Annotated in this window: 16 protein-coding genes; 2 read left to right on the top strand and 14 right to left on the bottom strand. The window is 64.0% G+C overall.

Features of this window, described 5'->3' with window-relative positions:
- Positions 1-5: 5 nt before the first annotated feature.
- From HU752_RS06140 to bcsQ, 9 genes are read right to left on the bottom strand one after another with little or no spacing between them, the layout of a single operon-like run.
- Positions 6-1,151, bottom strand: coding sequence for an alginate O-acetyltransferase AlgX-related protein (locus HU752_RS06140; protein ID WP_186681062.1), 1,146 nt, complete (start codon positions 1,149-1,151; stop codon positions 6-8).
- Entirely contained in the window at positions 1,151-2,566 is a 1,416-nt protein-coding gene (locus HU752_RS06135; RefSeq protein WP_186681064.1) for an MBOAT family O-acyltransferase, read from the bottom strand. Before HU752_RS06135 ends, HU752_RS06140 begins: the two co-directional genes overlap by 1 nt.
- Positions 2,567-2,585: 19 nt before the next feature.
- The gene (locus HU752_RS06130; RefSeq protein ID WP_186681066.1) at positions 2,586-3,263 is read right to left on the bottom strand and encodes a cell division protein FtsQ; all 678 of its coding nucleotides are present in this window, start codon (positions 3,261-3,263) and stop codon (positions 2,586-2,588) included.
- Positions 3,264-3,947 (bottom strand): SGNH/GDSL hydrolase family protein, encoded by a 684-nt coding sequence (locus HU752_RS06125; RefSeq protein ID WP_186681068.1) that lies wholly within the window; start codon positions 3,945-3,947, stop codon positions 3,264-3,266.
- 18 nt (positions 3,948-3,965) lie between these two features.
- Positions 3,966-7,883 carry a cellulose biosynthesis protein BcsC gene (locus tag HU752_RS06120; RefSeq protein ID WP_186681070.1) on the bottom strand — a complete coding sequence of 1,306 codons (3,918 nt, stop codon included), beginning with the start codon at positions 7,881-7,883 and terminating at the stop codon, positions 3,966-3,968.
- Entirely contained in the window at positions 7,865-9,088 is a 1,224-nt protein-coding gene (bcsZ, locus tag HU752_RS06115; RefSeq protein ID WP_186681072.1) for a cellulose synthase complex periplasmic endoglucanase BcsZ, read from the bottom strand. Before bcsZ ends, HU752_RS06120 begins: the two co-directional genes overlap by 19 nt.
- Positions 9,085-11,421: a cellulose biosynthesis cyclic di-GMP-binding regulatory protein BcsB gene (gene bcsB, locus HU752_RS06110; RefSeq protein ID WP_186681074.1), complete on the bottom strand. Its 2,337-nt coding sequence runs from the start codon at positions 11,419-11,421 to the stop codon at positions 9,085-9,087. The genes bcsZ and bcsB overlap by 4 nt, the downstream gene beginning before the upstream one ends.
- Positions 11,418-13,643 carry a UDP-forming cellulose synthase catalytic subunit gene (gene bcsA, locus HU752_RS06105; protein WP_186681076.1) on the bottom strand — a complete coding sequence of 742 codons (2,226 nt, stop codon included), beginning with the start codon at positions 13,641-13,643 and terminating at the stop codon, positions 11,418-11,420. The genes bcsB and bcsA overlap by 4 nt, the downstream gene beginning before the upstream one ends.
- A complete protein-coding gene (gene bcsQ, locus HU752_RS06100; RefSeq protein ID WP_186681078.1) occupies positions 13,640-14,851 on the bottom strand; it encodes a cellulose biosynthesis protein BcsQ in 1,212 nt (403 codons plus the stop codon). Before bcsQ ends, bcsA begins: the two co-directional genes overlap by 4 nt.
- Before the next feature lie 352 nt (positions 14,852-15,203).
- On the opposite strand from bcsQ, the gene HU752_RS06095 reads away from it, so the two are divergent.
- Complete coding sequence (locus tag HU752_RS06095; protein WP_186681080.1) at positions 15,204-15,908, top strand: hypothetical protein; 705 nt, start codon at positions 15,204-15,206, stop codon at positions 15,906-15,908.
- Positions 15,909-16,027: 119 nt separating this feature from the next.
- Here the strand turns inward: HU752_RS06095 and HU752_RS06090 are convergent, their stop codons facing one another.
- The 4 genes from HU752_RS06090 to HU752_RS06075 all read right to left on the bottom strand — a co-directional run bounded on the left by HU752_RS06090 (position 16,028) and on the right by HU752_RS06075 (position 18,562).
- Complete coding sequence (locus HU752_RS06090) at positions 16,028-16,267, bottom strand: hypothetical protein (protein ID WP_186681082.1); 240 nt, start codon at positions 16,265-16,267, stop codon at positions 16,028-16,030.
- Positions 16,268-16,271: 4 nt separating this feature from the next.
- Positions 16,272-16,553 carry a hypothetical protein gene (locus HU752_RS06085; RefSeq protein WP_186681084.1) on the bottom strand — a complete coding sequence of 94 codons (282 nt, stop codon included), beginning with the start codon at positions 16,551-16,553 and terminating at the stop codon, positions 16,272-16,274.
- A 3-nt stretch (positions 16,554-16,556) separates the two neighbouring features.
- Positions 16,557-17,039: a hypothetical protein gene (locus HU752_RS06080; protein ID WP_186681086.1), complete on the bottom strand. Its 483-nt coding sequence runs from the start codon at positions 17,037-17,039 to the stop codon at positions 16,557-16,559.
- Between the two features lie 314 nt (positions 17,040-17,353).
- Entirely contained in the window at positions 17,354-18,562 is a 1,209-nt protein-coding gene (locus HU752_RS06075; protein WP_186681088.1) for an aspartate aminotransferase family protein, read from the bottom strand.
- A gap of 102 nt (positions 18,563-18,664) precedes the next feature.
- Here HU752_RS06075 and HU752_RS06070 point away from each other — a divergent pair, with 102 nt between their 5' ends.
- On the top strand, positions 18,665-19,570 hold the full coding sequence (locus HU752_RS06070) for a LysR family transcriptional regulator (protein ID WP_186681090.1): 906 nt from the start codon (positions 18,665-18,667) through the stop codon (positions 19,568-19,570).
- Between the two features lie 26 nt (positions 19,571-19,596).
- Here the strand turns inward: HU752_RS06070 and HU752_RS06065 are convergent, their stop codons facing one another.
- A complete protein-coding gene (locus HU752_RS06065; protein ID WP_186681092.1) occupies positions 19,597-20,421 on the bottom strand; it encodes an alpha/beta fold hydrolase in 825 nt (274 codons plus the stop codon).
- Between the last annotated feature and the right edge of the window lie 12 nt (positions 20,422-20,433).

Raw genomic sequence — 20,433 nt, 5'->3', positions numbered from 1 at the left:
GCCCCTCAGGGCAGCCGCGCATTGCCGTCATATGGCGTCTGCAGGTCCCGCTCGGGAATCTCCCAGACGATCAGCTTCGGCGGCGTCTGCGTGAACGCCGGGCTATCGAAGTAGGCCTTGGCCGCGCCGGAGAACTCGCCACCATCCTTGGCGAAGTTGCCCACCGGTGCGCCCAGCGCGGCCTCGAGGAAGCCGACGAAGTTCGAGTTGCGCGAAAACGAGGTGCCGATCAACGCGGTATTCGGCAGGTTGTCGTCACCGAACAGGTCATCGAGATTGTCGCCAGTCGCCGCCTCGGCCCGCTCCTTGATCTGCGTCGCCGCGACATTCTCGACGCGCGGCTGCAGCTTCGTCGGCAACCAGTCGATCCCCGCCAGGCGCACCAGGTCACCTGGCCGCACAGCGCTCGGTTGGGTTGTCAGGTCGAAGCTCTTGTGGGGTGTCGGAACGAATTTCACGCCCGTGATCATCCCTGCCACCTGCTCCGCCGCCGCCTTCGCCCCGGCTTCGCTCCAGTGCGTGTCGGTACGCAGATAGGCCGCCTCGCCCACGGCCTGCAGGGTTGGGGTCAGGTTCAGGGCGGTGACGCCAGCGCCCTGCAACAGCGCCAGCCATTCATCGATGCGTGGCGCCAGGACGGCCGGGCGGCTCAGCTTGCACAGCTGGCTGGCGACGATCCGGCTCTTGTCCGGCACCACCGCCACCACCAGCTGGATCCCGCGCTTGCCCAGCGCCTGCTGCAACTCGCTCACGGCCTGGACCTTGGCCCGGGCATTGAGCGCGGCATTGCGGTTCAGGCGCAGCTCATCGGTCAGGAACAGCCAGTCCGGACAACCCTCGCGCACCCGAGGGCCCAGGTCGCCAAAGGCCAGCCAACTGCCACCGCGCTCCAGGTCTGCCGCCTGCTTCGGCACGGGTGCGTCGGACAGGGTCTTGGCAAAACGATGGGTGATATCGCCGTGCAGCAGCATGTCCTGGGTAACGGTCTTGGGCAGGAACTCGATCTTGCCCTTGAACATCAGCCAGACACAGGACAACAGGCCCAGCGCCAGAAACAGCGTGAAGATCCCCCCCGCCAACGGGCTGACGCGTAGCGCCAGCTCCGTGGGGGGCGTGGGTGCGGTCGACGGGGATTGCGTTGGCTTGGTCATCAGAACTGGAAGTACAGGAAGGGCACGGCTTCACGGCTGGCGATCAGAGCGAACGACAGCATGAACCCGAGCACGGGCCAAAGGGCCGCAGCCAGCGCAAACCACGCACTGCCGGCGAATCGACTTTCACAACGCGCCTGCAACAGCGGCGCGAGAATGCACACCACCCCGAGCAGGGCCGCCAGGCCGTGCACCGGCCTGAGGGTGACCGCCAAGGCATCGCCGAGGGCGAAACCATGCTGGCCGAACTGCCCGCCATACATGCTCAGTGCCGTGGCGAAATCCGGGGAACGGAACAGCGTCCAGGCCAGGCAGACGAACAGCAAGGTCGCGGTGTGCGAAGCCCACAGCGGCAGGCCCGGCAGGCTGGAGCGCGACCAGGCGCGATCGATACACAAGGCCACGCCATGGGCCGAGCCCCACAACAGGTAGTTCCAGCTGTCGCCCCCGTGCCACAGGCCGGCAATCGCCATGGTCAGGAACAGGTTGCGATAGGTGTTCCAGGTGCCCTTGCGATTGCCACCCAGCGAGATGTACAGGTAATCGCGCAACCAGCTGGACAACGACAGGTGCCAGCGCCGCCAGAAATCCTGGATGCTGTAGGCCAGGTACGGCCGGTTGAAGTTCTCCGGAAAGTGGAAGCCCAGCATCAGCCCGAGGCCGATGGCCATGGCGCTGTAGCCGGCGAAGTCGAAGAACAGTTGCAGCGAGTAGGCCAGGCAGCCGATCCAGGCATCGACGAACGATGGATTTTCCAGGTGAAAGGCCACGTCGACCAAGGGCGACAGGGTATCGGCCACCAGCACTTTCATGCACATGCCGATCATGAACCGGCGGGCGCCCAGGGAGAAATTCAGCCAGTTGAAATAGCGCTGGTTGAGCTCCCGGCGCACCCAGTCATAACGAATGATGGGGCCTGCGATCGAGTGGCCGAACATCGAGATGTAGGTCGCGTAGTTGACGAAACTGCGCTCCACCGGCACCACATGCCGGTGCACGTCGACCAGGTAGGAGATCGCCTGCAGCACGATGAACGACAGCCCCGCCGGCAACGCCACCTTCTGCCAGGCCATGGGCATGGCCCCGTACCAGGTGATCAGCTCGTTCCAGGTACCGGCCAGGATGTTGGCGTACTTGTACCAGCAGAGCACGGCGGTGTTGATCACGATCAACGCCACCAGCAGGCGCATCCGCCCGCGGCCGTCCTCTCGCGAGCGATCGACCAGCAGGCCGCCGACCCACGCGAGCACGGTCAGGACCATGTGCAGGAACAGGAACAGCGGGCTCAGCCAGCCGTAGAACAGCCAGCTGCCGATCAGCAGGATCACGTTGCGCCAGGCCGGTCTTGCCAGGGCATAGACCAGCAGGAACGCAGGCAGGAACAGCGTCAGGAACTCGAGCGAGGCGAAAACCATGGCGACGGGTGCTTCCGATTCAGTTGGACACGCTGTCCGTGGCGGTAATGAGACGTGGCCCCGTCGACGAAGGCAGGATCAACAGACTGTAGCGCTTGTTGGCTTCCAGGGCGCCCAGTTCGACGGCTGAACCGACCGGCTTGCCGGCACAGACCAGTTGGACGGCCAGCGAGCCACGCGGGTTGAGCTCCTGGCGCCGCGGGTTGCCTGCCGGTGCCTTCTGGAACAGGTCGACATCGCGACCGGCCAGGTTGACCTTGGCCTCGGCGCAACCGGAGTCGGCATCGAATAGCGCAAGCGAGGCCTTGAGCTGGTTGGGAATGTCGAAGGCTTCGTTGACCACCAGTTGGCGAATGCCCTGCTTGCCATCGTCCAGGGCGAATACCGTGGCGAAGTCGCCTGCCGCCACCTTCGCCTCCAGCGCGGCCTTGTGGCCGTCACGGCTGAGGGTGCCCTTGATCGCCTGGCCACCCGGTACCGGGATGAAGTCACTGACGACCTTGTCGCCCTCAAGCTTGAGGCTGGTCTTGGCCCCGTCGGGCGTCAGCTCCAGGGGGCTGGCGGACACGTTGACGAAACGCAGATAGGCCGAGTCCTGGGAAGGACCGGTGGGATACAGGGCAATCTGCGCACCGAACGCCGGCGCGATCAGGGCGGCCCCGAGCAGGCCGCCGACAAGACCGAAAGTCCGTTTCACTTATTTCGCTCCCTTCACTGCGCTGGCCGGCAGTTCGCTGATGGATTTGCCGATCGCCGCCGCCCAGGACTTGTAGCCGGCGATGGTGAAGTGCTGGCCGTCGGAGGTGATCCACTCGCCCGGCTTGGAGAACTTGGTCGAGTCGATGTAGGTGCATGGCGCGACCATGTTCGCCAGGGTGCCGGCGACCAGTTGGGTGCGCACCTGGTTCTTGCCGTAGGTGTTCTCGTTGGTGTTGCTGCCGTTGGCCTTGCCCCAGGCCGGCCCGACCCAGACACACTTGGCGCCGCTGTCGGCGATCTGCTTGGTCAGCGCGGTCACGCTCTGGTAGGCCCAGACCTTGGGAAACGGCGTGGTCTTGTAGGAGGCCATGGTGTCACCCATGATCAGCACGACCAGGTCCGGCTTGTCCTTGGCGATCACGTCCTTGATCGGCTGGGTGTCCATGGTGCCACGGCTCATCACCTTGATCTTCTCGCCCGGGTCGCGGGTCGCACCGCAGTCGAGCTTGAGCTTCGGCGTGACCCAGTCGGCCGGGTTGGCGCCACAGGCACCGATCGCATGCACCTGGGCGCCCTGCTGGGTCAGGTTGTCATACAGCGGGTTCATCAGCGAGTCGGGAAAGCTCATGTGGCTTTCGCCAATCACGAGCAGGGTCAAACCAGCGAGCACGGAAGAAGCCATCAAACTTTCCTCGTTGAATCAATTCGAATAGGGGGAACCGAAGGGACTGACCGGCAGGTCCATGGGGCCGGTCATGTCCTCGAAGGTATAACGCAGGTACACGCCACCGGCGACCTGGCGGTAATCGCTGGCATTGTCCACGCCAAGCGTACCGCCGAGGAAGAAGTTCGTGCCGAACTTGTATTCGCCAGCCGCGTTCAAGCTGTAGCCGATGCCTGTCTTGTTGTCACCGGAATAGCGGCTCAGCCCGACTGCCGTGGCATTGGACTGGTACTCGCTGTGACCGGGGAAGATGTCGGCGCTGTCCTGACCGATATGCTGGATACCGATCGAGGACTTGATCCGATAGGTAAAGCGCTCGGTGCGCTGGGCCCAGCTGACCGGCACGCCGAGGGCGAAGAAGGTCTGCGGGCTGAAGTAGCCGCCATGGCCGTAGGTGTAGAAATCCTGGTTCTCGGAGTAGCTCAGGGCGGAACCGCTGAGGCCGAGGGTGAGGATACTGCCCGGCGTGTTGCGCAGGTACCAGTAGACACCGCTGCCCAACTCGAAGCGGTTGTTGTCGTCGACATTGTTGCCCATCAGCCGATGCGCCGAACCGTAGCCGTAGGCACCGAACTTCTGGTTGTCGTAGCCCAGTTCGCCACGCACGCCGTTGGCAGTGACGCCGCCCCACTTCTCGCCGGTACGTGGGTCACGGGAGCCGGCGAACGAAGTCACACTGTCGGTGACGACACGCCGCGAAGCGCTGACGCCATAGCTGAAGTTGGGGTTGGCGGCGAACGGCCGGTTGAGGCTGACACCACCGATCGGCGTGCTGTAGGTGAAACCGATCGGACTCATGCCGATGTCGGCCTTGAGCCCGTTGTCCTTGTCGCGATAGGCCACGGCCAGGCCGACACCGCTGTCCTTCTGGCTGCCGACGAGTTCGCTGCCGCTGGTGCCGAAGCGTGGCGAACCGTTGGCACCGGGACTGCCCGAATACAGGAAGACCGGAGTGACCTGCAGGGCAATGCTCGCCAGGTTCGAACCGACGGGGAAACTGGCCTCGAACGGTGCCTCGACATCCGTCAGCTTGCCCAGGCCCTTCTCACTGTTGTTGCTGCGCACGGTGAGCCCCTGGACCACATAACCGGTACGGTCCTGGAGAATGTCGTTGAGCGCGACCTGGGCCGGGCTCAGCCCGGTGCTCGGCGCGGTGTCACGGGCGTAGGTGTCGCGCGAGTACGGATCGCTGAACGGGTTGGCACTGCGACTGGCCACCGGGGCTGCCGGGGCTGCCTGGGCCCTGCGCGTCACCGGCTCCGGAATCAGTTCCGGATCACCGGCGCTCAGGCCGCTAGACGAGCCGTCCACCGGTGGCGGAATCAGCGAGGACTCGGCCAGCGAGGTGCCCTGGCGACGCTGCCCGGCCAGCCCGACGAAGGGGTTGGACGATGCGGCACTGCCGCTGGCGACGCCGGCTACATAGGTGTCGACCCGCTGGCCGTTCTCGATCTCGATGGCCTTGCGCAGCAAACGCGCGGACTCGCCGGTCTTGCCCATTTCGCGATAGATCCGCGCCGAAGCGGTCAACGTCTGTGGCACGCCAGGCTCGAGGGCCAGGGCCTTTTCCACCGAACGCTCGGCCAGCGAATAGTCGCGGCCCTGCATGGCGACATCGGCCAGGCCCAGTTGCAGCTTGGCATTGCCCGGGTCGGCCTTGATCAGCGGTTCGTAGAGATTGCGCGCCTTGTCGACATTGCCGCTGGCGGCGTACATGCGCGCCAGCGAGGAAATCGCCAGGCTGTCGTTAGGGCGCTGTTGCAGGGCCGGCGACAGCATGTCGTAGGCCGCCACCAGATCATTCTTCTCACGCAGCTCGTCGGCCTGCTTGACCCGGTAGAGAAATACCAGGTCCTCGTAGCGCTTGCTGGCGGTTTCGCTCATCGGCCGGCCCTGCAACTGACGCAGGATCTCGCTGACCTCGGCGTCCTTGTCGGCCTTGAGCAGCACGCCCGCGTACAGCAGTTGCAGATCCGGGGTCGGTGCGGACTTGTCCATCAGGTCGCGCATCAGGCTCACGCCCTGATCCGGGTTGCCGGCTTCGGCATAGGCGCTGGCCAGCACCGCCACCCGCTCGGGCTTGCCGCGGGTCAGCGGCTCGCAGCGCGACAGCAGGCTCCAGGCTTCCTGGCGCTGGCCGCGACGGGCGACGTCCACCGCCAGCTCGGTCTGCACGTGCAGACGGATGTCCAGCTCCATCTCGTTCATGTCGGCGCTGCGCCGGGCCGCCGGGATCCGCGACAGGGTGCGCTGGGCCTTGGTCCACTCGCCCAGTTCGGCTGAGAGCAAGGTGCTGGTGTACAGCGCATCCGGCTGGTCGGGCTGCTGCTTGAGCAGCTCGTCGATCAGGTCGCGGGCGACCTGGGTCTGGCCTTGACGCAGGTAGACCCGCGCCAGGGCGAAACGGATCCAGGGGTTTTTCGGGTCGTCGGCCAGGGCCTCCTTGTAGGCCCGTTGCGCACCGTTCAGGTCACCACGGCGCTCGGCGAGCTTGGCCACCTGGGTGGCACGCAGCGCGCGAATGCGCACGCTCGGCGCCAGTCGGGCCTGCTCCGCCGGCGACAGGCGATCGATCAGTTGCAGGGCTTCATCGGACTTGCCGGCCCGCGACAGCACACCGATCAGCCCGCTCAGGGCATCCGGGTAGTTCGCGGTGCGCGCCAGCACCTGGCGGTAGCCGGCCTCGGCGGTTTCCAGCTCTCCGGCCTGGGCATACCAGCCGGCCAGCGCGGTCGGCCCGGCGGGTTCCACCGGGTTCCTGGCGATGGCCTGCTCGATCAGTTCCCGCGCCTGGGCCTGGCGACCGCTGCGCTGGGCATCGTTGGCGCGGTCGAGAAGGATCCAGTAGCGCACATCCTCGAGGGCACTTTTCCACTGCGCACCGGCGCCGCTCCGGGTCGCCTGCACCAGGTAGTTTTCCGCCTCGCCGAGACGCTTTTGCTGCTGGCGCAGGATACCCATGCCGCCCAGGGCATCGTAGTCGTCGGGCTTGTCCTTGAGACGCGCCTGCAATTCCTGCTCGGCGGTCGCCAGGTCACCGGCGTCGAGTGCCTTGAGGCCGCGGGCGACATGCGGGTCGCGCTGCCAACCGGAACCGGTGCGGCCCTGGGCAATGCCCTTGTTCATCAGCGCGCGGATCTCGCTGTCGTCCGGGTGCGCCTGCAGGTATTGCTCGAACAGCGACACCTGGTCGCGTGACGGCGGCCCCAGCCAGACCAGGGCGAAACGCCAGGTCTCGTCGGCGTTACCGCCGATGTCCGGGTTGTGCGACAGCCGCGCGAGGGCCCGGATGCCCTCCGGACGGCTGTCGGGGTTGCGCGCCAGGTGCAACGCCAGCCACAGGTCGAGGATCGCGTCGTCCGGACGTTCCCGGCGCAGGCGCTCCAGGCCGACACGGGCCTCTGGCCAGCCACCGGTGGAGAAACCGAGGGTGTTGTAGTACTCGCGGGCGATCAGGCCCTGCGGCTGGCGGCCATCGAACAGTTGCCGATAGACCGCAACGGCCTGGTCGCGCTCGCCGGCATCGCTCAGCTCACGGGCCTTTTCCAGCAGCTGCTTCTTTTCCGGCGGGCTCAGGGCGATGTCCTGCTCGAGCTGCAGGGCCAGGCGCGGCTGCGGCTTGATCGCCTGCAGCCGGGCCAGGTAGTTCTGTGCGTTGGCGATACGCTGGCGTTGCACCTCGATCAGGCCCAGGCCGTACAGCGCATCGGGCTGCTCGGCGTCCAGGCTCAACAGTCGGGTCCACGCCTCGGCCGCGCGATCGGGTTTTTCCTTGGACTGCCAGTAGTAACCCTGCTGGATCAGCAACGATTGCGGGCTGCCGCTGTCCGCGGCGAAGCCGATGCTGGAAGCCAGGGCGGCACAGACCGCCAGGGCTAGGGTTTGCTGGCGCATGCGGCCTCCCAGGATACTTTCACAGTGCCGTCCTTGTTGAACTGATAGCGGTTCTCGCTCCAACCGAGCGCGAACAGGCTCAGCATCACATGATAATACTGATGCTGCTGGTAGGCCGGATCAGCCGGGTCGGTGAAATGCGCGATCGCCTGGTCGACCAGCCGCAGTTGCTGGTCCGCCAGCAGCGGCAGGCCCTTGGCCCGCAGGTAGGGCACCAGCGACGCCGAGAAACCGTAGGGGCCTACGCCCTCGGTGGCCCCGGTCAGCACCTGGACCTTCTCCGGAGGCACGCCGGTGGACGCGGTGGACTGCGCCATGCCGTCGAGGTTGTCGAGCATCGGCTTGGCCAGCGGGTCGGCCGGCGACGTCAGGCCGGCCCAGAGGTAAGTGCGGATCGCGTCGTAGCTGCCCAGCGCGTTGGTGAACTTGTCCACCACGAACATGCCCTTGTTGACGTCGGTACCGCGATAGCCCACCCAGTCCGGAACGAAGCCGAAGCGGTTCATGTTCTTGTCGGCGACCATCTTCGCGGTGCTTTCGGCCACTTCCTTCCAGGGGCTGGATGGCAGTTCCTTGCTGAAGCGGCGCAACAGCGGGATTGGCGTGTAGCTGGCGTTGAAACGCCACAGCTGGTCCGGGTGCTCATAGCCCACCGGCCCCGGCAGCAGCATCTTGCCGAGCCCGGGGATATCGCGGATCAGGGTCTTTTGCACATTGTCGAGGATCCGCTGCGCGTCGGCCCGGTAGCCGGGTTTCTTCCACAGGCGGTCGGCCTCCAGCAAGCTGTAGGCGAACCACAGGTCGGCATCGCTGGCGGAGTTCCTGTCGATGATGCCCCAGGTACCGGCAGGGGTCGGCCCCCACAGCCAACCTGGCAGGTTCTGTGCGATGTTGGCGCCGGCCATGTTGTCCCGGGTCCAACGCCACAGGGCATCGAAGGTCTCCGGGTCGTTGGCGATCAGTGCGAAGAACATACCGTAGGACTGGCCCTCGGAGCTGCTCTGGTTGGGATCCATGCTCGAGCCTAGCATGCGTCCGTCTTTCTGCACGAAACGCTCGGCATAGTTCTTCCACAACGGCCAGTTCTGCACGCTGCAGCCCTCGGCGGCTTTCGCCGCCAGGGGTACCAGCAGGGCCAGGGACAGCAGGCTACGCCCGAACAGACGCCCCACGCCTTTCGTGGAGGTCGACTTGCGCAGACTCATGACAGACGCTTCCGGGCCCGGGAACGCAGGAACACGAACAGCAGCAGGCTCACCAGCGCCAGGCCGCAGACCGTCACCAGCAGCATCCACAACAGATTCTGCGAGAGCATCCACTGCATGCGCTTGAACAGGCTCAGGTCGCCGACGTAGTACTGCTCGTCAGCCACCAGCGAGGTGATGCGCTTGTCCTGCACCACCGCCAGGCTGCCCTGGATGGTGTCCTTGTACTGGTCGCCACCGATCAGCGCAGCCGTGGCATCGGCCAGGCCTTCGGGCTTGCCACTGGCGATCACCACCACGCTGCGCTCGGACTTGAGCGGCGATTCGAAACCGGCCAGGTAGGTGCTACTGTTGGCGCCACTGTAGGTCACTTGCAGGCGTGGCTTGCGCTGGTTGGCCTGCGGGTCCGGGCTGATCCAGTCACGCACGCGCAGGGTCAGGTCGGACAGGCTGAAACGGTGGCCCGTGCCTTCGAAACCGGCCGGCAGGTGGCTGGCCCACTGCTCCAGCAGTGGCTGGTTGGCACCCGAGGCGAACACCAGCAGGTCCTTGTCGCGAACCGACTGGACGTCCTTGGGTTGCACCACGGTCACGGCGGTCGCCGGGTAGCCGGTGGACTCGCCGAAGCGGCCCATCACGGTCAGGTACGCACCCCACTCCTGCGGGCCACTGCCGTCAGGCAGGATCACGGCGCTCTGCGAGAGGTCGGCCAGGCGGGTGAACGGGAAGCCGCTGTCGTTGAACACGCCAAGGTTGGGCAAGGCGATGTAGTGGTTGAAGCCGCGCAGGTCGAGGCTCGAATCCGGGTCGATCAGGCCGCGCATGTTGTCGATGATGATGTCGCGGCATTCACCCTGCTTGATGTAGTCGAACATGAAGCGCAGTTGCAGCTGCGAACGTGGCGAGGCCACGCCCAGTGGCAACAGCACGCGCGCTTCGCGCGGCAGGCTTTCATCCTTCTTCAGCATCGCCAGCAGGTTGTCGCCGCCGTCGAGGCTCTTGAGCGATGGCAATGGCATCGACTTCATGAAGTTGTTGTTCAGGCTCACCAGCAACGAGGAGTTCGCCGACTCCTGTTGTGGGGTATAGCGGTACTTCAGGTCCAGCGGCACGCCCGCCTCGCGCCAGTTGAACAGGTCCGGCGGCAGGCGCACGGGAATGGTGATGTTGCCGGGGTTGTAGCCGGACACACTGAGCTGCTTGGTCTCGATCAGCTCACCCAGGCGCACCGGGCGGTCCGATGGCACCCAGTTCGGCGCATCGTAGGGCTGGCGCGGGCTCAGCGGGTCGAGATGATCGATCACCACGCTGCTGCCCACCAACGCCTTGCTGCCCATGGCGACCGCGTTGGCGGCCAGCTTGAGCTCGGCGGCATCACGACCGGCGACGATCAGCAGCTTGCCACGCGGATCGTTCGGGTTGGCCAGCAGGGTCACGGTCGCGCCCTTGAGCTCCGGGATCTGCAGGCTGCCCAGTTGCACCGCTTCCTTGCTTTCGACCAGGACGATGGCGTTGCCCTGCTGGGGAATCTGGCCCAGGGCGCTGGTGAAGTTGGCCCCGCGATAGGTAGCCAGTGCGCCCATCCACGACGACAGGGCACCGGCGGCCTCCAGGGTCGCGTTATCCGGTTGCTTGGCAAACACGAACGGCAGGTTGAGCTGGCTCGCGTCGCGACGGTCGAAAAACGGCAGCGGCAGGATCGACAGGTCGTCCTTGAGCAGGATCGGCGAAACGCTGAGCTTGAGCTCCGAACCGACGTTGATCTTGGCCCACAGGCTGCTGTGCTGGGGGTCCTCGCACTGCATGGTGTAGTGCCCGATGAATTGCAGGCGCAGGCGGTTGAATTCGGTGATCAGGTGCGGCGGGATGTTCACCACCTGCTGCTGCGGCTGGCCGGCCCCCTCCTTGGGCAACGCCAGGCTGGCAGCGACTTCGTCGTTGACCAGCACGTTGATCTGCGACAGGTCGGCGAGCAGCGCCGGCGAATAGCTGTAGCTGAGCACCAACTGTGCGCCATTGACCACTTCATCGGCGCGGATGTTGAAGTTCACCGCGTCCGAGGCTTCGACGCCCTGCAGGTTCATGGTGTCCAGGCGACCCAGTTGCTTGAGGGTCAATTCTCGGGTGTAGCTGCCGGCTGGCAGCGGGTCCGCGACAGGGGTGGTGACAGCGGGGGTCGCTGCGGGGCTGGCCACCGCGGTGCTGGCGGCCGTGGCGGCGCCGGCATAAGCCATGTGAATCATTGCGCCCAGGCACAGCACCGACGAAGCCAGGCGCATGAAGGGGTGACGTGGGCAGCGGGTAGCGCTGCGAGACGGAGGGTTCATGATCATGACTTGTCCATAAGAGGGTCGAGCGGTTTCGAATTGGCAGATCTGGCAGCCAGGCGGTCGCGAATGCTCAGCACGCTGGCCTTGACCAGCGCACCCATGCCGATCACGCCGATGGCACTGACTTCGCGCAGTGCCGACAGCGGCGTATCGGGCTTGCCGCTACCCCAACTGGCGGCCCAGGTGTCGGCGCGGGAGAACGTCATGCGCACCAGTTCGCTCTGCTGGCGCAGGGTCAACGGGTCGAACAGCGCGCCCAGGTACTGGCCCTTGCTGAACACCACGGTAGTATCGAATTGGCTGGTCTGCGAGTTGCGGAACAGCGATACCCGCATGCGTTCACCGGCGGCCACCGTGGTGCCCTCCGGCAACTTGAGGCCAAGGCCGCGCTGGGAGAAGTCCTGGGTCACGCCATAGAACTCGGTGCCATCGGCCAGTTCGATCTTGACCGGCAGTTCGGCGCGAACCCGCGGCTCGGAACGCACCTGGCGGGTTTCCGAAGCCACTGCCACGGCGGCACTGGTGATGATCAGGTTGTAGAGCGTCCAGACACAGTTGATCAGCACGGTGATCTCGGTGTCGGGCTCGCCCCAGATCAACTGGTAGAGACCGCACAGCAGGCCGAACAGGTTCAGCGCCAGCAGCACGATGTAGGGACGGGCCAGCTTCCAGTCGAAATATTCCTTGTCGATGATGCCGCCCTTGTCGGTGACGTTGAAGCCGCCGAACTTGGGGTTGACCAGCGCCATCAGTACCGGCGGCATGATGTACCAGGCCAGTACCGTCTCGTACACCTCGTTCCAGAACGAATGCCGGAAACGCCCCTGGATACAGGAGTTGGTCAGGTTGGAATGAAACAGGTGCGGCAAGGCATAGGCCGTGATCATCAACGCCGAGGCGTGGAAGATCTGCGCGCCGAAAATCAGGTAGGCCAGCGGTGCGGTGAGAAACACCAGCCGTGGCAGGCCGTAGAAGAAGTGCAGCATGGCGTTGGCGTAGCAGATGCGCTGGCCGATATTCAGGCCCTTGCCCATCAGCGGGTTGTCGAGACGGAAGATCTGCGCCATGCCCCGTGCCCAGCGAATGCGCTGACTGATGTGCCGCGACAGGCTTTCGGTCGCCAGCCCCGCCGCCTGGGGGATCGCCAGGTACGCGGTGTTGTAGCCGGCACGGTTGAGCTTGAGCGCGGTGTGGGCGTCCTCGGTCACGGTCTCGACCGCCACCCCGCCGATCTCTTCCAGCGGCTTGCGACGCAGGATCGCACAGGAGCCGCAGAAGAACGTCGCGTTCCACAGGTCGTTGCCGTCCTGCACCAGGCCGTAGAACAGTTCGCCCTCGTTGGGTACGGCGCGGAAGGTATTGAGGTTCTTCTCGAACGGGTCCGGGGAAAAGAAGAAATGCGGCGTCTGCAGCATCGCCAGCTTATCGTCCTTGAGGAACCAGCCCATGCCGATCTGCAGGAAGGAACGGGTCGGCACATGGTCGGCGTCGAACATGGCGATGTATTCGCCGTCGGTGACCTTGAGCGCTTCGTTGAGGTTGCCGGCCTTGGCGTGGAAATTGTTGTCACGGGTGATGTAGTTGACCCCGATGCTGTTGCAGAACAGGCGGAACTCCTCGCGCCGGCCATCATCGAGCACGTGCACGCGCAGCTTTTCCTTCGGCCAGTCCATCGCCTGGGCCGCGAAGATGCTCAGTTTCACGATGTTCAGTGTTTCGTTGTAGGTGGGGATGAACACATCCACCGTCGGCCAGTCACTCGGGTCACCGGCCAGCAGCACCGGGCGGCGACGCAGCGGCCAGGCGGTCTGCACGTAGCCGAAGATCAGCACCACCAGGGCGTAGAACTCGGCCAGGACCAGGCCATAGCCGAAGACAATGTCCAGCCAGCCTTCGAAGCCCAGGGTATCGGTCAGCCGCCAGTACAGGTAGCGCAGGGACGCCACCAGCGACAGCACGATCAGCGCCAGGATCGGCAGGCGGCCGGGCACCCGCTTGATCAGCAGCGCCGAACCGAAGCACAGCGCCGCGAACAGGCACTGGGTGTACAGGTCCAGCGGTGCACTGACGATGCCGACCAGCAGCAGGCAGGCGATGAGTGCCCCGCCAACCACCAGCGCACCGCGCAGGACTCGCGGCCACTGCCTGACGCGAGCCAGCCAGTCATTGAGGCGCAACTCGGAGCGCCCCGGGATCTGGGGCGTGAAATTGGGATCGATGGTCATGACAGTTGGGACTCTTGCGTACCTTGCACGAGCAGTTCGCACAGCGAACCGGCCACGTCGAGAATGTCCCGGCAACCTCGGGTCGCAGGAGTCTGCGTCAGCGGATTACGCTCATAGGCCAACGCCTCGCCGAGGAAGTGGTCCTGCCGGATCACGCCCAACAACTGGTTATCGACCTTTCTTTTCAATACTTCACACATGTCGAGGCTGAACTGGCGGGAAGTATCCAGCTGATTGATGACATATCGGCACTGCAGCGGGGTTTCGCGCTGCAGGTAAGGCGCCAGCAGGCGACTCATCCGCTCCAGGCTGGAGTAGGAGGCCGCATCGGCGAGTGTCACCACCACGGCGATATCGGCAATGGCCAACACCTGGTCCAGGTAGACGCTGGCACCGGCGGGGGTATCGATGATCACGCTGTCACGCTCGCCCAGCCCCAGGCCCGCCAGTTGCCGGGCCAACCAGTCAGGATCGTCGCGCAGCTCGTTTTCGAAGCTCGCTCGCTGCGCCTCGCCCACCACGCCGTAGGCCAGGCAGTGGCTGCCCGAGAAACCATCACGCAGCAGTGGCTGCCAGCCCTGCTGGAGAGACGCCTGGGCGACCCCCGGCCATTGCTCGCTACCGCCCAGGTGCAGGCAGAGAGCGTTTTGCGGGTCGAGGTCGAGGGCGAAGGTACGGCCTTCGGTACGCTTGAGCGCACCGGCCAGCGCGGCAGCCAGAGTGCTCTTGCCGACACCCCCCTTGGCCGAGACCAGGGCAATGACCCGGGGCTTCTCAAGTGACGGCGAACGAGCCTTTGCCGGTGCGTCGACAGCGCTGGCGGCCCGCTGCTGTTCGATTTCCGCCAACAGGCGGCTGAGAGAGGTCACGGTCTGCGCCGCGGCCTCCATGGCAGCCGGGCTCGGGGCGACAGCGACCGCAGGAGTCGGCGCCACCCTCGGCGAAGCGAGCGGAACCGGGTCCGGTGTGAGGGCCTGCGCCGGCTCGTCATCGACTGCGACCACGGGCGTGGCCGGTGTCTCGCAGTGGACTGGTGCTGAAGGCTCGACCGGAGCGGGCGAAGACGCCGGCTGCAACGCACTCAAGGCGGCGATCAGTTGAGTCGCGGTCTCTTCGGCGTAGTCATAGGACGGTTCGATTTCGAGGTAGGTTTCCGCACTACCCCCGAATCTCTTGAAGAGATTCGCGATATCGTCAGAACGGTGCATGCAGGCGTCCCTTTGCACAATAAAATTCAAGAAAAGCTTCCAAAGGGACAAGCACCAAACCCTGGCTGTACAACTTCCATTATTCCCGACTGCTTCCCCTACAGGTAGTAGCAATATGATGGTGTCATTATTTTGCTGTCTAATTGATTTTATTCAGCACGGACAAATGGTCAGCCAAAATTTTGGCGAACAACTTTGAAACATATTGATTTGTCGACAAACCCTGTCATTGAGCGGGCCGCTCGCCCGGTGATCCGTGACAACAGCGCGCCGCTCCAATAGATTAAACGCCCCCAAAAATGCTGCGGCATTTTGAGCCTTACACCCTGTTAAATGAAATAGCGAATTTTCGATGCCTGACTCTCATACCGATGAAGCCGTAACCTCCTTGTCCGCCAAGCACGAATACGAAAACGCGATCAATCTGTCCCAGCACGTGGCCCAGGCCAAGACCATCAGTGAAATGGTGCTCGACGCTTTCCACACGTCCAGGGAAAGTGAGGAAATCCGCCAGCTGCGCACGGCCATCCGCCAGGCGCACGACCGTTTCGACGACGACCAGGCCTACGAGCTCATGGGCCAACTCAAGCAGCTCAAGGACGCCGAAGCCGCGGACATCGCCGCGCTGGAAGACCTGAGCACGAAATTCCCGATCACCCGGATCCTGTCCAGCTACAAGGATGACCCGGCGTTCCAGGAGCTGGTCTATGGCCTGGCGCTGAAGGTGCTGAACCAGACCCACCAGGCGATCAGCAACCCGAATGCCGGCAAGGGCAAATCGTCGCGGGCGAAGAAGGAAGCCGAGGTGTTCGTCATCAGCAAGGACGGCGCCAGCGTCAATTTCCCGTTGCGTACCCCTCGCACCAAGGCCAACGCCGACCGCGAGGCGTTCGAATTCCTCGGCTTCGCCTTTGCCGGCCACGGCGACCTGGCCGAACTGCTGAGCGAGACCTTTGTGGATAACGAAGGCAACGAGCAGCCGGCAACCCGCAAGAACATCGTCACCGCGATCCAGCAGCAGACGGCGTTTGCCGGCTACAGCGTCGCCCAGCAGTAAAGACATAGAACAGCTTTATCGAAGTCTCGATGGAAAAGGCAGGTCTGTTTCATGGTCGGGCACGTAGGCGACGGCCCTGAAACAGATCTGCCTTTCTGCATTTCTGGACACGGACAATCTCACGCCGACTCGTGAAAAAGCTCACGACTGAAATACAGGTTCGCCCCTAGCGCCACTGCGCCAATGGCAAGGAAATCGGCGTCGAGCAACTCATGGAATGTGGGAGCCAGCCACAGCAGCCCATAACCCAGGGGGATGAGCGAAATGCCCAGACGGGCCCGAATCCGCGGATTTTTTACGCAATAGTAGAGACCTGCGGCGAGAAGTATCGGCATTCCGTAATGCAGGAAATCACTCATTGGCTCACACATCCTTGGGCCGGGAAATGATTCGGCGCCCGACCCGTTGGCACTCCTCGTCGAACCGGCGCCGCCGCCGGAAAAGATCAAAACCCACAGCACTGATCACGAACGAAAAAATGACCAGGTCAAACCCCTGAAACATACGCGGGATCATCCAGGGCGCTGCCAACCCAGCGATGATCATCAGTAGCCCGAGCCACTTTCTCACACTGTAGGCTCTCACGAGATGACCGATTGGAAGCAACAATGCATAAAACGCCAGAAACTGGGCAGGCTCACTCATGTCTTAGCCAGCCTGGGTAGGAATGAGCAGCGATGTGACGGTACGTTGTGGACCTATGCCGCCATTGACATGAGCCTCAATCCCGACAATGACGTCGCCTGCATGGTAAGTACGCAATTGGCTCTGAGAAAACTTTCGCCCCTCCCGAGCCGCCCACAGACTGGTCATTTTCGATATTCCTGAAACGATGCCCCCGAAAATGGAACCGACAAGGACGGCCAGGTCGGATCGCTGCTCATTCAGCAAGTCGGCCTGTTGCCGAGTCAGCGGCTTGGAGACAACCACGCCCATGGCACAAGGCAAATCTCTGGCAAGCATCCGATCATACAGTTCGCGCAGGCGGCGGCTCAGCTCCCAGTTAGCCATGCGGGCCTCATGGAAATAGAGCGTAGTGAGCTCATGTCGATTAATGGAGGTCACGCTGAAACGCGAGATGTAAAAAGTGATTCCATGCCGCCCAAACGCCTGACTTTTCTGAATATCCACCTGACATTCCTTTTGACTGGACAATGTCAGCAAGTCTCCGTTTGCCGTTCGGACGTCGACAAGACAGGCAAGGGCATCGAGGAAGGGTATGACAGGAATTGAAGAAAAGTCCTAGGGCTTTCACGCACGCACAAAAAAACCCGCCGAAGCGGGTTCTTTTGTTGACCTGCCCAACATCCTGTCGGTAGCCATCCTAGCCAGGTCGATCTTCCGTGATCCTGCGCACATCCGTATGCAGCAGTGATGGGTGTAGATTAAGGCAACGACCGGGTCGGGCAAAGACGTGATCGCCAGTGTGTCGTGTAAGCCTTTGGCTATACCGCCACCGCTTTTGCCTCGGCTGCGCTGCACGCGGCGGCCAGGGCACCGCAGACGCCGGCGACGATCATCTCCACTTCCGCCGCATCGATAGTCAGCGGCGGCAGCAGGCGGATGGTCTTGCCCCGCGTGACATTGATCAGCACGCCCTGCTCGCGGGCGGCGATCAGCGCCAGGTCGCGGATCGGCTCCTTCAGCTCTATGCCGATCATCAGTCCCCTCCCCCGGATCGCCACCACCTGCCGGTGCTGCCCCAGCGCCTCCTGCAGGCGCGCCAGCAGCCGATCTCCCTGCCGCCGAGCATTGCTGACCAGCGCCTGCTCCTCGATGATATCGAGCACGGTGCAGCCGACCCGGCAAGCCAGCGGATTGCCACCGAAGGTGCTGCCATGGCTGCCCGGGGTGAACAACTGCGCAGCCTTGCCCCTTGCCAGGCAGGCACCGATGGGAATGCCGTTGCCCAGGCCCTTGGCCAGGGTCATCACGTCCGGGACGATACCCTCGCGCTGGAAGGCGAACCATTGGCCGGTGCGGCCGACGCCGGTCTGGATTTCATCGAGCATCAGCAACCAGGAGCGCCGCTTGCACAGGTCGCGTACCGCCTTCAGGTAGCCCGGCGGCGGCAGCTGCACCCCACCCTCGCCCTGGATCGGCTCCATCAGCACGGCGCAGATGCGCTGGCCATGACTGCGGGCGATGCTGTGCAGGATCTGCAGGTCTCCGAACGGCACCTTGATGAAATCCCCCGGCAACGCGTTGTAGCCCAGGCGCACCGCTGGACCATCGCTGGCCGACAAGGTGCCCAGGGTGCGGCCGTGGAACGCGTTCTCCATGACCACCACCAACGGCTGTTCGATCCCACGGTGCCAGGCATGCAGGCGTGCCAGCTTCAGCGCGGTTTCATTGGCCTCGGCGCCGGAATTGCTGAAAAACACCCGGTCCATGCCCGACAACCCGGCCAGGCGCTGCGCCAGCCGCTGTTGCCAGTCGATGGTGTAGAGGTTCGAAGTGTGCAGCAGCAGCCCGGCCTGCTCGCTGATCGCATTGACCAGCCGTGGATGGGAGTGCCCGACGTTGGTCACCGCCACCCCTGCCACGGCGTCCAGGTACTCACGACCGCCCTGGTCCCACAGACGCGTCCCCAGGCCCTTGACGAAGCCGAGGTCGAGCGGTTGATAAGTAGTCATCAGGCAGGTGGCGGTCATGACGGCAGGCTCCAGGCAATGAGTTGGCGCTTGCAGTATCGTTAGCCACCTGAGCTGGATAAACTCGATAAAACTTCATTCATTCTGAAGCAGGAATTGATAATGGATCTGTTCCAGGCCATGCAGGTGTATGTGAAAGTGGTGGAAAGCGGCAGCATGACCGCCGCCGCCCTGGACTGCGGTATTTCCACCACCATGGTCGGCAATCACCTGCGCTCGCTGGAGCAGCGCCTGGGCGTCAGGCTGCTCAACCGCACCACCCGTCGCCAGCGCCTGACCGAGTTCGGCACCACCTACTACCAACGCTGCCTGGAGGTACTGGGCCTGGTGGCCGATTCCGAGCGCCTGGCCGAACAGGTCCAGGGCGAACCGAGCGGCACCCTGCGGATCACCGCCCCCCTGACATTCGGCTCCGAGCGCCTGGCTCCGGCGCTGAGCGAGTTCGTTCGGCGCTACCCACGGATCAAGCTCGACGTGATGCTCAGCAACCAGCGCGAAGACCTGATCGACAGCGGCTTCGACGTGGCGATCCGCCTGGGTGTCCCCGAGCCTTCGGCGCTGATCGCCCGGCCACTGGAAAACTATGCACTGACCGTCTGCGCCTCACCCGCCTACCTCGAGCGACGCGGCACGCCACAGGTTCCCCAGGATCTGGAGCATCACGACTGCCTGGCTTTCGCCTACCCGGCGGGAGATGACTGGCGCACGGTGGAAAAACAGTGGAGCCTGAGCGGCCCGGAAGGGGAGATCCTGGTACCGGTCAGCGGTCCGATGACCATCAACAGCTCATCGGCACTGTACCAGGCGGCACTGGCCGGCATGGGCATCGTGATGGTGCCGGATGCGCTGTTGCGCGACGATCTGCGCGAGGGGCGACTCATACCGCTGCTGGTCGACTACAAGCTGCCGTCACGACCGATGAACCTGCTCTACGCTCAGGACCGCTACCGCCTGCCCAAGCTACGCAGTTTCGTCGAATTCGCCCTGGAGAAATGGGCAAAGCCCTGAGGCCTTGCCCATTTTCGGCAGTGGCGTTACTGCGCAGTGGCCTTGGCGGCATCCTCGATGATCGCCGCGACCTTGTCCGGATTGGACACCATCACCACATGGGATGCGCCCTTGATATCCACGGTTTCCCGGGAGCCGGCACGGTCAGCCATGAACTTCAGCGCGGCCTCGGGGATGTTCTTGTCCGCCGAACCGTAGATGAACCAGGACGGCAGGGTCTTCCAGGCCGGCTCGCCAGAGGCTTCCTTCAGAGCCGCCTCGGCAATCGGCCGCTGGGTCGCCGCCATCAGCGCCGCTTCCTTCGCCGGCACGTCGGCGGCGAACTGGGCTGGGAACTTGTCCTGCTGGATGAACAGATCCACGGTGCCATTCTTCAGTTGCACCGGTGGTGCCAGGGTTGGGCCCAGGGTACCGCCCGGAAAGCGGCCGGAGAGTTCGATCGCGGTCTCACCCTTCTCCGGAGCGAAGGCGGCGACGTAGACCAGTGCCTTGACATTGGAGTGCTCGTGGACCGCGTTGGAAATCACCGCCCCGCCATAGGAGTGCCCGACCAGGATCACCGGCCCCGGTGTGTGCTCGACGATATCGGCCACGTAGTCGGAATCACTCTTGACGCTGTGCAGCGGGTTGGCGACGGCGACCACCGGGTAGCCCTTGGCCTGCAGGCGGGCAATCACCCCGTTCCAGCTGGACGACTCGGCGAAAGCGCCATGCACCAGGACCACGGTGGCCTTCTTGGCCGGCTCCGTGGCCGCCGAGGCTGAACCACTCCAGCCCAGGGACAGTCCACCGGCGGCGATGGCAACGGCAGCGAAGAGTTTCGACACAGCAGAGAGACGGGACGTTTTCATCGGTAATTCCTT

The organism is Pseudomonas vanderleydeniana (genome assembly GCF_014268755.2).
Classification (GTDB): domain Bacteria; phylum Pseudomonadota; class Gammaproteobacteria; order Pseudomonadales; family Pseudomonadaceae; genus Aquipseudomonas; species Aquipseudomonas vanderleydeniana.
This window is presented reverse-complemented; position numbering and strand designations above follow the sequence as displayed.

Bases quoted from the DNA above. Each gene is read 5' to 3' on its own strand.
- bcsA (WP_186681076.1), bottom strand. From the start codon at position 13,643: ATGACCATCGATCCCAATTTCACGCCCCAGATCCCGGGGCGCTCCGAG.
- bcsZ (WP_186681072.1), bottom strand. From the start codon at position 9,088: ATGAGTCTGCGCAAGTCGACCTCCACGAAAGGCGTGGGGCGTCTGTTC.
- HU752_RS06085 (WP_186681084.1), bottom strand. From the start codon at position 16,553: ATGAGTGAGCCTGCCCAGTTTCTGGCGTTTTATGCATTGTTGCTTCCA.
- HU752_RS06140 (WP_186681062.1), bottom strand. From the start codon at position 1,151: ATGACCAAGCCAACGCAATCCCCGTCGACCGCACCCACGCCCCCCACG.
- HU752_RS06120 (WP_186681070.1), bottom strand. From the start codon at position 7,883: ATGCGCCAGCAAACCCTAGCCCTGGCGGTCTGTGCCGCCCTGGCTTCC.
- HU752_RS06095 (WP_186681080.1), top strand. From the start codon at position 15,204: ATGCCTGACTCTCATACCGATGAAGCCGTAACCTCCTTGTCCGCCAAG.
- HU752_RS06135 (WP_186681064.1), bottom strand. From the start codon at position 2,566: ATGGTTTTCGCCTCGCTCGAGTTCCTGACGCTGTTCCTGCCTGCGTTC.
- bcsB (WP_186681074.1), bottom strand. From the start codon at position 11,421: ATGATCATGAACCCTCCGTCTCGCAGCGCTACCCGCTGCCCACGTCAC.
- HU752_RS06070 (WP_186681090.1), top strand. From the start codon at position 18,665: ATGGATCTGTTCCAGGCCATGCAGGTGTATGTGAAAGTGGTGGAAAGC.
- bcsQ (WP_186681078.1), bottom strand. From the start codon at position 14,851: ATGCACCGTTCTGACGATATCGCGAATCTCTTCAAGAGATTCGGGGGT.
- HU752_RS06065 (WP_186681092.1), bottom strand. From the start codon at position 20,421: ATGAAAACGTCCCGTCTCTCTGCTGTGTCGAAACTCTTCGCTGCCGTT.
- HU752_RS06090 (WP_186681082.1), bottom strand. From the start codon at position 16,267: ATGAGTGATTTCCTGCATTACGGAATGCCGATACTTCTCGCCGCAGGT.
- HU752_RS06075 (WP_186681088.1), bottom strand. From the start codon at position 18,562: ATGACCGCCACCTGCCTGATGACTACTTATCAACCGCTCGACCTCGGC.
- HU752_RS06125 (WP_186681068.1), bottom strand. From the start codon at position 3,947: ATGGCTTCTTCCGTGCTCGCTGGTTTGACCCTGCTCGTGATTGGCGAA.